9 protein-coding genes are annotated in these 12,916 nt (G+C 63.4%); 6 read left to right on the top strand and 3 right to left on the bottom strand.

From position 1 onward, the window contains the following. Nucleotides 1-46 precede the first annotated feature (46 nt). Complete coding sequence (locus tag HHL26_RS07540) at nt 47-559, bottom strand: sigma-70 family RNA polymerase sigma factor (RefSeq protein ID WP_066557350.1); 513 nt, start codon at nt 557-559, stop codon at nt 47-49. A gap of 140 nt (nt 560-699) precedes the next feature. On the opposite strand from HHL26_RS07540, the gene HHL26_RS07535 reads away from it, so the two are divergent. The 6 genes from HHL26_RS07535 (at nt 700) to glgX (ending at nt 11,328) form a co-directional block, all read left to right on the top strand. After that, on the top strand, nt 700-1,914 hold the full coding sequence (locus tag HHL26_RS07535; RefSeq protein WP_237229780.1) for a beta-lactamase family protein: 1,215 nt from the start codon (nt 700-702) through the stop codon (nt 1,912-1,914). A 99-nt stretch (nt 1,915-2,013) separates the two neighbouring features. Further along, nucleotides 2,014-4,482, top strand: a complete 2,469-nt coding sequence (locus HHL26_RS07530) for a glycogen/starch/alpha-glucan phosphorylase (RefSeq protein WP_066557352.1) — start codon at nt 2,014-2,016, stop codon at nt 4,480-4,482. Nucleotides 4,483-4,500: 18 nt separating this feature from the next. Beyond that, nucleotides 4,501-6,678: a 1,4-alpha-glucan branching protein GlgB gene (glgB, locus tag HHL26_RS07525; RefSeq protein WP_066557354.1), complete on the top strand. Its 2,178-nt coding sequence runs from the start codon at nt 4,501-4,503 to the stop codon at nt 6,676-6,678. A 50-nt stretch (nt 6,679-6,728) separates the two neighbouring features. Further along, nucleotides 6,729-7,988 carry a glucose-1-phosphate adenylyltransferase gene (gene glgC / locus HHL26_RS07520; protein ID WP_066561715.1) on the top strand — a complete coding sequence of 420 codons (1,260 nt, stop codon included), beginning with the start codon at nt 6,729-6,731 and terminating at the stop codon, nt 7,986-7,988. 20 nt (nt 7,989-8,008) lie between these two features. After that, nucleotides 8,009-9,451: a glycogen synthase GlgA gene (glgA, locus tag HHL26_RS07515; protein ID WP_066561716.1), complete on the top strand. Its 1,443-nt coding sequence runs from the start codon at nt 8,009-8,011 to the stop codon at nt 9,449-9,451. After that, nucleotides 9,448-11,328 (top strand): glycogen debranching protein GlgX, encoded by a 1,881-nt coding sequence (glgX, locus tag HHL26_RS07510; RefSeq protein WP_066557356.1) that lies wholly within the window; start codon nt 9,448-9,450, stop codon nt 11,326-11,328. The genes glgA and glgX overlap by 4 nt, the downstream gene beginning before the upstream one ends. Here the strand turns inward: glgX and HHL26_RS07505 are convergent. Next, the gene (locus tag HHL26_RS07505; RefSeq protein WP_066557359.1) at nt 11,296-12,483 is read right to left on the bottom strand and encodes a hypothetical protein; all 1,188 of its coding nucleotides are present in this window, start codon (nt 12,481-12,483) and stop codon (nt 11,296-11,298) included. The genes glgX and HHL26_RS07505 overlap by 33 nt on opposite strands. A 2-nt stretch (nt 12,484-12,485) precedes the next feature. Beyond that, the gene (locus HHL26_RS07500) at nt 12,486-12,914 is read right to left on the bottom strand and encodes a Zn-ribbon domain-containing OB-fold protein (RefSeq protein ID WP_066557361.1); all 429 of its coding nucleotides are present in this window, start codon (nt 12,912-12,914) and stop codon (nt 12,486-12,488) included. Nucleotides 12,915-12,916: the final 2 nt, after the last annotated feature.

Here is a 12,916-nt window from a genome sequence, read left to right as displayed (position 1 = left end):
CCCGTTCATTTCAGCCCCTCATCTGAGCCAGACGCCGCCGCGGTCCTCATTCCGTATCCATTTTCTGCTTGAGGGCGATCATGGCACGATAGGCCTTTTGCAGATCCTTCTCCACGGTGGTCAGGCTGACGCCCAGTTCCTCTGCTATCAGCCTTTGCCCGACGCCCTCGATGCGGAAGCGGCGGAACACGAGTTCGACGCGGGGGCCAAGCGATCGCAGCACGGCGCGGGCTTCCTCCAGCCTTTCGGTGAGGATCAGCCGTTCGTCGATCGCGATGTCTTCCGAGGGATCGGCCATGACGCCGCCCGCGCCCTCCGCCCAATCCTGTTCGCGCCGCCCGCGCCGGGTGGCGGAACGATAGCGGTCCAGCATCAGATTGTTCGCCATGCGGTAGAGATAGGGCAGCGGGTCGGCAATCGGACCCAGATCCTTCTCCTCCAATTTCATCCACATGTCCTGCAACAGGTCTTCGGATTCGTCCCCGGCGCCACGGGCGCGCAAAAAGCGCATCAGCGCGGGGCGATTACGCAGGAAGATGGCGGAAAGGCCGGTAGCCATGAAGAACTTGCGTCCAGTGGGATCAGGCGGTTGCCATAAAGGGCCGATGGGGGCGTTGCAACGGGCAAGCAGCGGAGGGCGCTTGGCATTTACCTGCGCCTGCGCCTGTTCTAGGGCCGATGGGTAGACCGGCAGGAGGGATGATGCAGGCACCAGGGCAGGTGAGCGGACAGGTGGACGTAGCGGCAGCGCGGACCGCAGGCATGGATGCCGGGAAATTGCAGGCGCTGGCCGACTTCGTTCATGAAACCTATGTCGCGCCGGGCAAGCTGCCCCATATGCAATTGCTGGTATCGCGTGACGATCAGCCGATCGTCTCGGTCCGCAGCGGCATGGCGCGGGCGACGGGCGAGCCTTTGCGGGAGGATGCATTGTATCGCATCGCTTCCATGACCAAGCCCGTGACCTCGGTGGCGTTCATGATGCTGGTCGAGCAGGGAGCGGTAGCGCTGGATGATCCGGTGGCGAAGGTCTTGCCTGAATTTGCCGGTCTGCCTGTTGGCGCCGACGGCAAGGGTCGGATGAAGCGGCCGATGCTGATGGTCGACTTGCTGCGGCACAGCTCCGGCCTCACCTATGGCTTGCAGCGGCAGACGGCGATCGATGCGCGTTACCGCGACCTTGGCCTCGACGAATTTCAGCAGAGGCGCAGTTCGGATGAGTTCATCGCCGCGCTCGCCTCGCTGCCGCTGGAATTTTCGCCGGGTGAGCGGTGGAACTATTCGGTGTCGACCGATGTGCTGGGCGTGGTTGTGGAGCGTTTGAGCGGCCTCGATCTGGAGCGCTATTTCCGCGAGCGCATCTTCGATCCGCTGGGCATGGCCGACACTTTCTTCGAGTTGCCGGAGGATCGCGTCGAGCGGATGACCGATGCCTGGCAATTGGGGACGGATCGCACGCTGTCGCTCTATGATCGGGGTTCGCGCAGCGGCTGGCGCAGGCCACTGAAGCTGCGTTCCGGCGGCGGAGGGCTGCTGTCCTGCACGACGGATTATCACCGCTTTGCCCGAATGCTGCTGCGGGGCGGGGAATTGGATGGGGTACGCCTGCTCAAGCCCGAGACGGTGGCGGCGATGCACGCCAATCATCTGCCGGGGGGCAAGGATTTGGCCAGTCTGTCCTCCTCCATGTTCAGTGAAGCGGACTATGCGGGGGTTGGTTTCGGGCTGGGTTTCGCGATCGACCTTGGGACGCAGGAATATTATTGGGGCGGGGTGTTTTCGACCTTCTTCTTCATCGATCCGGTGGAACGGCTGATCGGCATCTTCATGACCCAGCATTTCCCTTCCAGCTCCTATCCGGTGCGGGCCGAATTGCGGCGCGGCATTCGCGACGCGATCATCGATCATCGTTGAAATCATCCCTAAGATTGCTGCGCTGCAAAATTTGCTGTTGGCGAGGGACAGGGGCCGTGCAATCATCCGCCCGGACTCACGGCAAAAGGGGCACACGCCATGAACCTCAAAGGCCAACCGACCCTTCCCAAGCCCGCTCCCCGGCAGGTCGATCCGGAGGTTCTTGCCCATGAGATCGTTGAGCGGCTGACCTATCGCATCGGCAAGAATGCAACGGCGGCGAAGCCGCATGACTGGCTGCATGCCGTCATTCTGGCCATTCGCGACCGGGTGATCGATGCGTGGATCGACTCCACCGAAAAAACCTATGAGGCGCAGGGGCGGCGGGTCTATTATCTGAGCCTGGAGTTCCTGATCGGCCGCCTGATGCGCGATGCCGCGTCCAACATGGAAATGCTGGACGACATGCAGGTGGCGCTGAGTTCGCTGGGCGTCGACATCGACATCATCGCCGCGCTGGAGCCGGACGCAGCGCTGGGCAATGGCGGCCTGGGGCGGCTGGCGGCCTGTTTCATGGAAAGCATGGCGACGGTCGACGTGCCCGCCTATGGCTATGGCATCCGTTATGTGAACGGCATGTTCCGGCAGGAGATTTCCGACGGCTGGCAGGTGGAACTGCCCGAAACCTGGCTGACCCACGGCAATCCCTGGGAGTTCGAACGGCGCGAGGCGAGTTACGAAATCGGCTTTGGCGGCCGGGTCGATCCATCGGAAAATGAGGATGCCAGCCCGCACCAGATGCGCTGGCGGCCCGCCGAACGGGTGATCGCGACGCCCTATGACACGCCGATCGCGGGTTGGCGGGGCAAGCGCGTCAACACGTTGCGCCTCTGGGAAGCGCAGCCGATCGACCCGATCCTGCTCGACCGTTTCAACGCGGGCGACCATCTGGGCGCGCTGACGGAAAGCAACCGGGCAGAGTCGCTGACGCGGGTGCTGTATCCGGCCGACAGTTCGCCGGCAGGGCAGGAATTGCGGCTGCGGCAGGAATATTTCTTCTCCTCCGCCTCCTTGCAGGACATCATACGGCGGCATATCCAATATTTCGGTGACGTACGGACCCTGTCGGACAAGGCAGCGATCCAGCTTAACGACACGCATCCGGCGGTCGCCGTGGCGGAGCTGATGCGGCTGCTACTCGACAATCACGGCCTCGATTTCGACGAGGCGTGGGACATCACGCGCCAGACGTTCAGCTACACCAATCACACGCTGCTGCCGGAGGCGCTGGAAAGCTGGCCGGTGCCGCTGTTCGAGCGGCTTCTGCCCCGGCACATGCAGATCATCTATGCGGTGAACAGCCGTCTGCTGGGTGAGGCGCGGCGGTCCGGCAAGTTCGACGATCGGTCGATCGGTGCCATTTCCCTCATCGATGAAGGCGGCGAGCGTCGGGTGCGCATGGGCAATCTGGCCTTTGCCGGATCGCACAGCGTCAACGGCGTGTCGGCACTGCATACAGAGTTGATGAAGGAGACGGTCTTTGCCGACTTCCATCAACTCTATCCGACGCGGATCAACAACAAGACCAATGGCGTGACGTTCCGCCGCTGGCTGATGCAGTGCAATCATGGCCTGTTCGAGTTGATCCGCGAGGCGATAGGCGACCGCTTCATGGATGATCCTGAAGCGCTGCGCGACCTCGATCCGTTCGCGGAAGACAGTGGTTTCCAGGAGAAATTCCTGGCCGTGAAGCGCGCCAACAAGGTGGCGCTGTCCGATCTGCTGCGGCAGCGGGTGAATGCCCGGATCGATCCGGCGGCTTTGTTCGACATCCAGATCAAGCGCATCCATGAATATAAGCGGCAGTTGCTCAATATCATCGAGGCGGTTTCGCTCTACGACCAGATCCGGTCGCATCCGGAAAAGAACTGGGTGCCCAGGGTCAAGCTGTTCGGCGGCAAGGCGGCACCCAGCTATCATAATGCCAAGCTGATCATAAAGCTGGCGGGCGACGTGGCGCGGGCGGTCAATCACGATCCCGCCGTGCAGGGGCTGCTGAAGCTACAGTTCGTGCCCAATTACAATGTCAGTCTTGCCGAAGTGATGATCCCGGCGGCGGACCTGTCGGAGCAGATTTCGACGGCGGGCATGGAGGCGTCGGGCACCGGCAATATGAAGTTCGCGGTCAATGGCGCGCTTACCATCGGCACGCTGGACGGCGCCAATGTCGAGATGCGCGATCATGTGGGTGACGAGAATATCGTGATCTTCGGCCTGACCGCCGCTCAGGTGAACGAGCGGCGCGCCCAGGGCTATCATCCCCGCGACGTCATCGGCCAGAGCCGGGAACTCGGGCAGGCGCTGGACGCGATTGCGGGCGGCGTCTTTTCGCCGGACGATCCGGATCGCTACAAGGATCTGGTGCAGGGCATTTACGATCATGACTGGTTCATGGTGGCGGCCGATTTCGACAGCTATTCCTCCGCCCAGCGGCGCGTGGATGCGATGTGGCAGGATCAGGCGCTCTGGGCGAAAAAGGCGATCCACAATGTTGCGCGGATGGGATGGTTTTCATCCGATCGCACGATAAGAGAATATGCGACCGACATCTGGAAAGTGCCGGTTTGAGGGGAGGCCGTTAACAGGGTGGGATTGACGCCGGAACAGATCGCCCGGCTGCTGGAGGGGCGCGAGGACGATCCATTTGCGACGCTTGGCGTCCATCCGGCGGGTGCTTCTGAGGGAAAAGGGGGCTTCACCGCCTGCGTCCTGTTGCCCGAAGCGGTCAGTGTCACGGCGCACAGGCTGGACGGCAAGGCTATCGGAACCCTGACCCCGCTCGGGGTGGGCGGGTTGTTCTTCGGCAAGGTGTCGATCCGCAAGCGCCAGCCGCTGCGCTATTGCGCCACTTATGCGGATGGCGGCGAATATCGGCTGATCGATCCCTACAGCTTTGGCCCGGTGCTGGGGCCGATGGACGACTATTTTTTTGCCCAAGGGTCTCACGCGCGGCTATTCGACAAGATGGGCGCGCATCTGATCGCCCATGAAGGGGTGGAGGGCACGCATTTCGCGGTCTGGGCGCCCAATGCGCAACGGGTTGCGGTGGTGGGCGACTTCAACCGCTGGGACGGCCGCCGGGGGCTGATGCGGCGGCGGCAGGATGCGGGGGTCTGGGAAATCTTCCTGCCGGAAGTGGTGCAGGGCAGCCCCTATAAGTTCGAGATTATCGGGCCGGATGGCGAGATGCTGCCATTGAAGGCCGATCCCTTCGCCTTCCAGTCGGAATTGCGGCCCTCGACCGCTTCCATCGTCGCGGGCGCGCCGGATCATGTCTGGGGCGATGAGCGCCATCGCGCCCATTGGGAGAAGGCCGATCCGCGCCGCGAACCCGTTTCCATCTATGAAGTCCACGCCGGATCATGGCAACGCGACGAGCATGACGATTTCCTGAGTTGGGATGCGCTGGCCAACCGGCTGATCCCTTATGTGGTCGGCATGGGTTTTACCCATATCGAGTTCCTGCCGATCAGCGAATTTCCCTATGATCCAAGCTGGGGCTATCAGACCACCGGCCTTTATGCGCCGACAGCGCGTTTCGGTGATCCGGAGGGATTTGCGCGCTTCGTCGACGGCGCGCATCGGGCGGGTGTCGGGGTGATCCTCGACTGGGTGCCAGCGCATTTTCCGACCGATGCCCATGGCCTCTCACGCTTTGATGGCACGGCGCTTTACGAGCATGAAGACCCGCGCAAGGGTTTCCATCCGGACTGGAACACTGCCATCTACAATTTCGGGCGGCGCGAAGTGGCGCAGTTCCTGGTCAACAATGCGTTGTTCTGGGCGGAGCGCTATCATGTCGACGGGTTGCGGGTCGATGCCGTCGCCTCAATGCTCTACCTCGACTATAGCCGCAAGGAAGGGGAATGGATTCCCAACAAGCATGGCGGGCGGGAGAATGTGGAGGCGGTTGAATTCCTCCAGCAGATGAACACGGCGCTCTACGGCGCTCATGGCGGCATCATGACCATAGCCGAGGAATCGACGAGCTGGCCAAAAGTGTCCCACCCCGTCCATGAAGGAGGGCTGGGCTTCGGCTTCAAATGGAATATGGGCTTCATGCACGACACGCTGCGCTATCTGGCGCGTGATCCGGTGCATCGCGCCCATCATCATGACGATATTACCTTCGGCCTGCTCTACGCCTTTACCGAGAATTTCGTGCTGGCGCTGAGCCATGACGAGGTGGTGCACGGCAAATCATCCCTGCTCCACAAGATGGCCGGGGATGATTGGCAGAAATTCGCGACCCTGCGCGCTTATTACGCGATGATGTGGGGCTATCCCGGCAAGAAGCTGTTGTTCATGGGCCAGGAATTCGCCCAGCGCGACGAATGGAGCGAGGATCGGGCGCTCGACTGGCATTTGCTGGACCATGCGCCGCATCGGGGCGTGCAGTTGCTGGTGAGCGACCTCAACCGCCTCTATCGTTCCCGCCCAGCCCTCCATGCCCGCGATTGCGAGGCGGAGGGGTTCGAATGGGTGCTGGTCGACGCGGCGGCGGACTCGGTCTTTGCCTGGGTCCGGCGCGCGCCGGGCGCCGCGCCGATCGTCGTCATCAGCCATTTCACCCCGCAATTGCGCCATGGCTACCGGATGCGCCTGCCTTCGGGGGGACGCTGGCGGGAGATCATGAACAGCGACGCGGCGGAATATGGCGGCAGCGGTGTTGGGAATATGGGGATCGTCACCGCTGATGAGGAAGGATGGGGCAATGTCACCATCCCGCCCTTTGGCACGTTGATGCTGGAACTGGACTATTGAGACCGACGGGTGGAAGCCAAACGCTCGCGGGCATGATGGAGAAGAGGCCGATGCAGCCAAGACACCAGCCGATCGCCCGTGACGCCATGGCCTATGTGCTGGCCGGGGGGCGCGGCAGTCGTCTGGCCGAACTCACCGACCGCCGCGCCAAGCCGGCAGTTCATTTCGGCGGAAAGGCGCGGATCATCGATTTCGCCCTCTCCAACGCGCTCAACAGCGGCGTCCGCCGCATCGGCGTCGCGACGCAGTACAAGGCGCATTCGCTGATCCGCCACCTCCAGCGCGGCTGGAACTTCCTGCGGCCGGAGCGCAACGAAAGCTTCGATATCCTGCCCGCCAGCCAGCGCGTGTCGGAAAGCCAATGGTATGAGGGCACGGCCGACGCCGTCTTCCAGAATATCGACATCATCGAGGATTATGCGCCCGAATATATGGTCATCCTGGCGGGCGACCATGTCTACAAGATGGACTATGAGCTGATGCTCCAGCAGCATGTCGACAGCGGCGCTGACGTCACCGTAGGCTGCATGGAAGTGCCGGTGAAGGAAGCCAGCGGTTTCGGCGTCATGCATGTGGATGAGCAGGACGTCATCACCGCCTTCGTCGAAAAGCCGAAGAAGCCGCCGCATATCCCCGGCAATCCCGGCGTGGCGCTGGCGTCCATGGGCATCTATGTCTTCCGCACCGCTTTCCTGATCGAAGAATTGCGCCGGGATGCGGGGGATCCCGCCAGCAAGCGCGATTTCGGCGGCGACATCATCCCCCATATCGTCAGCCATGGCAAAGCCGTCGCCCACCGCTTTTCCAACAGTTGCGTGCGCGCCGAAAGCGAGCCGGTGCCCTATTGGCGCGATGTCGGCACGATCGACGCCTATTGGCAGGCCAATATCGATCTGACCGATGTGGTGCCGTCACTCGACCTGTACGACCGGAGCTGGCCGCTCTGGACCTATTCCGAAGTCACCCCGCCCGCCAAATTCGTGCATAATGAGGAAGGACGGCGCGGGTCCGCGACATCCTCGCTGGTCGCGGGCGGGTGCATCGTGTCGGGATCGTCGCTCCACCGCAGCCTGCTCTTTTCCGGCGTTCGGACGCACAGCTTCTCGTCCGTCACGGAAAGCGTCGTCATGCCCGATTGCGTCATCGGGCGCGGGGCGCGGTTGCACAAATGCGTGCTGGATTCGGGTGTCATCATCCCGCCTGGCCTGATCGTGGGCGAGCATCCCGATCATGACGCACAGCGTTTCCGCCGCACCGACAGCGGCGTGACGCTGATTACCCAATATATGATCGAACGGCTGGTGGACTGATCTTGGGCAAGACGGCTTCGATGCAGGTGCTTTCGGTCGCGTCCGAAATCTATCCGCTGATCAAGACCGGGGGGCTGGCCGATGTGGCGGGAGCCTTGCCCGGCGCGCTGGCCGGACATGGCATTGCAGTGCGGACGCTGGTGCCCGGCTATCCCTCCGTCCTCTCGCGGCTGGGCAAGGCAAAGGCGTTGCGGCGCTATGAAACGCTGTTCGGCGCGCCCGCCACGGTGCTAGCCGCCAGAGTGGGCGACCTTGATTTGCTGGTGCTGGACGCGCCGGATTTCTTTGCGCGGGAAGGCGGTCCCTATGGCGATCCCGGCGGCGGCGAATGGAGCGACAATTGGAAGCGCTTCGCCGCCCTGTCCCGCGCAGGCGCGGACATCGCGGCCGAAGGCGCGAAGGGCTGGCGGCCCGATCTGGTCCATGCGCATGACTGGCAGGCGGCGATGACCGCCACCTATATGCGCTTCGGGCCTGCCCATGCCGTGCCCAAGGTGGTGACCATCCACAACCTCGCCTTTCAGGGCCGTTTCGGCGCGGACATCTTCCCCCAGCTCGGCCTGCCGCCCGAAGCCTGGGGCGTCGACGGCGTCGAATATTATGGCGGCACGGGCTATTTGAAGGCGGGTCTGGTCTCCGCCGACGCCATCACCACCGTCAGCCCCACCTATGCCGATGAAATCCGCTCGCCGGTGCATGGCATGGGGCTGGATGGGCTGATCAACGGGCGGGCGGACCGGCTGCACGGCATATTGAACGGCGTCGATACCGCTATCTGGAACCCCGCCGCCGATCCGCTTATCGCCAAGCCGTTCAGCGCGCGGGCGCTGGGCGGGCGGAACGCAAATCGCCGGGCGCTGGAAACGGGCTTCGGCCTCGACCGCGACGATGCCCCGATCTTCATCATCGTCAGCCGCCTCACCTGGCAAAAGGGCATGGACATGGTGATGGGCGCGATCGACCATCTTGTGGAGCTGGGCGGCAAGCTGGCCGTGCTGGGGTCGGGCGATCATCCGTTGGAGGGCGCTTTTCTGGCCGCCGCGGACCGGCATCGCGGCCGGGTGGGGGCGCAGATCGGCTATGACGAGCCGCTGTCCCATCTGATGCAGGCTGGCGCCGACGCCATATTGATCCCCTCCCGCTTCGAACCCTGCGGACTGACGCAGCTTTACGGGCTGCGTTATGGCTGCGTGCCGGTGGTGGCGCGGGTCGGCGGGCTGGCCGATACGGTGATCGACGCCAATGAGGCCGCCGTCAGCGCGGGTGTCGCGACAGGCATCGTCTTTCCGCCGTCCGATCCGCTGGCGCTGCACGGCGCGATTGCGCGGACCATCCGGCTTCATGCGCACAAGCCGGACTGGCAGGCGATGCAGCGTGCGGGGATGCGCGCCGACTTTTCCTGGACCCACAGCGCGGCGCGCTATGCCGAGCTGTTCCGCGCATTGCTCCGGAACGCGCCATGAGTCCAAGGGCGCTCGGCCCGGACATTCATGGGTTGGGAACCCGTTTTCGCGTCCATTCGCCCAATGCCGAACAGCTCCGGCTGTGCCTGTTCGATGCCGATGATCGCGAGACGCGCCTGCCGATGGCACGGGATGGGGAGGGCGTCTGGTCCATTGATGCGCCGGGCGTGGGTGAGGGCGCGCGCTACGGCTTCCGAGCGGACGGGACTTATGATCCAGCCGCAGGACTATGGTTCGATCCCTACAAGCTGTTGCTTGATCCCTATGCAACGGAAATCGACCGGGCGTTCGTCTACGATCCGGTTCTCGCCGCGCAGCGGGGGAGTTGCATCGATACCGCGCCGCTCATGCCCAAGGGGGTGGCGAGGACGCCGCTTCCGCCGGTCGCCCTTGCGCAGCCCTTATTTCGTCGCGGCGGCCTGATCTACGAAGTTCAGGTCCGTGGCTTTACCATGCTGCACCCCGACATTCCGCAAGAGCAGCGAGGGACGATTGCCGCACTCGGTCATCCCGCCGTGATCGATCATCTGCGTCGCCTGCATGTATCCGCGATCGAACTGATGCCGATCAACGCCTGGATCGATGAACGGCATCTGGGGCCGCTTGGGCTGCACAACGCATGGGGCTATAATCCGGTCAGCTATTTCGCGCTCGATCCCCGGCTGGCGCCCGGCGGCATGGCGGAACTGTGCGCCGCTGTGGAGGCGTTGCACGCGGCGGGGATCGGGGTGATCCTCGACATGGTCTATAATCATGACGGGGAAAGCGATGCACTGGGGCCGACATTGTCTCTGCGCGGCCTCGATGCTCGCAGCTATTTCCGGCATGAACCCGATGGTCGCCTGATCAACGATACCGGCACGGGGAACAGCATCGACTGCAATCATCCCGTCACGCAACGGCTCATCCTGGATTCGTTGCGCCATTTCGTCAGTGCAGCGGGCGTGGACGGCTTTCGCTTCGATCTCGCGCCAGCGCTGGGACGTTTGCCGGCCGGTTTCGATCCAAAGGCGTCGTTGCTAGCAGCGATAGGAGTCGATCCGCTATTGGCCGATCGCATCCTGATCGCGGAGCCGTGGGACATCGGTCCCGGCGGCTATCAGCTTGGTCATTTCGGGGAACGCTGGCTGGAATGGAATGACCGTTACCGCGACGATATACGGCGCTTCTGGCGAGGGGATCGCGGCACGCTTGGCGCTCTGGCGACGCGGCTCTCCGGATCGTCGGATATCTTCCGTGGCGGTCCAGCCACGCGCACCGTCAATTTCCTGGCGGCCCATGACGGCTTCACCCTGGCGGACCTCACAGCCTATGAACACAGGCATAATGAAGCCAATGGCGAGCAGAATCGCGACGGCCATGGCGAGAATTTCAGTTGGAACAACGGCGTCGAAGGGGTGAGCGACGACACGGCAGTTCAGGCCGCGCGGCGCTGGGATATCAAGGCGTTGCTCGGCACGCTGTTCTGCTCGCGCGGCACGATCATGCTGACGGCAGGCGATGAGTTCGGGCGTACGCAGCAGGGCAACAACAATGCCTATGCGCAGGATAATGCGACAGGCTGGGTCGACTGGTCGGGGCGTGATCGGGAGATCGAGGCGCATGCCTTTGCCCTTGCCAGACTGCGATCATCACAGCCGGACTTCAACGCCACGAATTGGCTGTCCGAAACGGATGTCGAGTGGCTTGATGAGCAGGGCCAGCCCCTGACCGTCGCGCAATGGGAAGATCCCGACCGGCGCTGCCTGGCGATGCGGTTCCGGCGGTCGGGGTTCGCCATATTCATCAACGGCGACGATCAGGCCCATCAATTCGGCACCGTTCAGGTTCCAGCCCGAACGATCTTACCCATCCCGGCTAAACAGGAAGGCGGTTGATTTCGCCAGTCCGTTGGAGATCGTCGCCAATGACCGCGCCGCGCCCGGCACCCGCCGCTCGCCCGCACGGTCCGTCACTTGCGCCACCGCTTCGGCAAGCTGCGTCATGCCATGCAGCCGCCCTTCGCCCAGCGCTCCGCCGCCGGTATTGATCGGCAGCCTGCCCCCCAGATCGCCATGGCCTTCGCGCAGGAATGCCAGTCCCTCGCCGTCCCGGCAAAAGCCCATGCCCTCTAGCCAGGTCAGCACGAGCACGCTGAAGCCGTCATATAGCTGCGCATTGTCCACATCCATCGGGGACAGGCCGGTTGTGTCCCACAGCCGTTGCGCAACATCTTTCGCGCCGTCCCGCATATCCTCAAGATTCATCGGCGTGCCTCCTGCGCCCTGATGGGCGGAGGCCGCAAAGCCGGTGAGCAAAGCAGGCGGCTGGCGCAGATGGCGCGCCCGTTCCGTAGACGTCAGGATCAGCGCGCAACAACCATCGACGGGAATGTCGCAATCGAGGATGGACATGGGATCGGCAATCATCCGGGCGCCGAGATAATCCTCAGCCGTGATGATCTTGCCCCGCCAATAGGCATGGGGGTTAAGCTGCGCATTGGCGCGGTTGTTGGCGATATAATGGGCGAAATCCGCCCGGCTATAACCATAAAGCTCGAAATAGCGGCGCAGCACCACCGCTGCCCAAGCGGGTGGCATGCTGAATCCATAGGGCGCCAGATATTGGTCGCTCCCCACCGCCTGCACTGGCTCGAAATTGACGTAGCGGCCATCGGGTACATGCAGCGCGCGATAGACCAGCACATGGTCGCAAAGTCCGCCGATGATCGCCAGCGCCCCATCGATCAGGCTCTGCGTCACCATGCCGTTGGTCGAGCCGATCCACTGGACGCCCGAAGTCACGCCGAGCAGCCCGGCCAGATACCAGGGCGTCACCACGTCGATCCCTTCATCAACGCCCTTCTTGCCGCCATAGCGCGGCATGGAGGGTGAGGTCGCGATGCCGTCAAGATCGCTCCGTTGCAGCCCGGCATCAGCCAGCGCTGCGTCACAGGCCTCCAGCGTCAGCGCCGCCAGGGTTCGGTCCGACCGCCGCTCCAGCGTGCTGTAGCCAAGCCCGGCGACGGCCACCTTGTCCCGATAGTCCCACATGGTCAGCGCTCAGCCAGGCCGAACTGCACCAGCGTGCAGTCGTCCGTCACATCCTCGAACCGCGCTTCAAGGGGCAGGCCGATGCGCAGATCGTCGGGCGCGACGCCGATGAGGTTGCTGCTCATCAGCAGGCGCGCCTGCTCATCCAGTTCCACCACCGCCAGGATCACCGGCAGCCGGTCGCGAAAACCGGGAGAGGGCGGATCGTGCAGCACCGTCCAGCTATGCAATGTTGCGTGCCCGGAAACCGGCGTGAAATGCAACTCGCCCCCGCCACAGGCCCGACAGGCGATTTCGGGCGGATAGGCCAGCCGACCGCAGGCGCCGCATCTCTGCATATGCAGTTCATGGCGCCGCGCAGCCGCCCAAAAGGGTTCCGACAGCAGATCGGGCAGGGGCAACGGCCGTTGCGGGGAAGTTGTTTGCGGCATCG

Source organism: Sphingobium sp. TB-6 (genome assembly GCF_012927365.1).
Classification (GTDB): Bacteria; Pseudomonadota; Alphaproteobacteria; order Sphingomonadales; family Sphingomonadaceae; genus Sphingobium.
Note: the sequence above shows the minus strand (reverse complement) of the source record. Positions and strands in the feature narration are given on the sequence as shown.

Excerpts from the sequence above, each read along its gene's own strand:
- HHL26_RS07540 (WP_066557350.1), bottom strand. The coding sequence starts at position 559 with ATGGCTACCGGCCTTTCCGCCATCTTCCTGCGTAATCGCCCCGCGCTG.
- HHL26_RS07535 (WP_237229780.1), top strand. The coding sequence starts at position 700 with ATGATGCAGGCACCAGGGCAGGTGAGCGGACAGGTGGACGTAGCGGCA.
- HHL26_RS07530 (WP_066557352.1), top strand. The coding sequence starts at position 2,014 with ATGAACCTCAAAGGCCAACCGACCCTTCCCAAGCCCGCTCCCCGGCAG.
- glgC (WP_066561715.1), top strand. The coding sequence starts at position 6,729 with ATGCAGCCAAGACACCAGCCGATCGCCCGTGACGCCATGGCCTATGTG.
- glgA (WP_066561716.1), top strand. The coding sequence starts at position 8,009 with ATGCAGGTGCTTTCGGTCGCGTCCGAAATCTATCCGCTGATCAAGACC.
- glgX (WP_066557356.1), top strand. The coding sequence starts at position 9,448 with ATGAGTCCAAGGGCGCTCGGCCCGGACATTCATGGGTTGGGAACCCGT.
- HHL26_RS07505 (WP_066557359.1), bottom strand. The coding sequence starts at position 12,483 with ATGTGGGACTATCGGGACAAGGTGGCCGTCGCCGGGCTTGGCTACAGC.
- HHL26_RS07500 (WP_066557361.1), bottom strand. The coding sequence starts at position 12,914 with ATGCCGCAAACAACTTCCCCGCAACGGCCGTTGCCCCTGCCCGATCTG.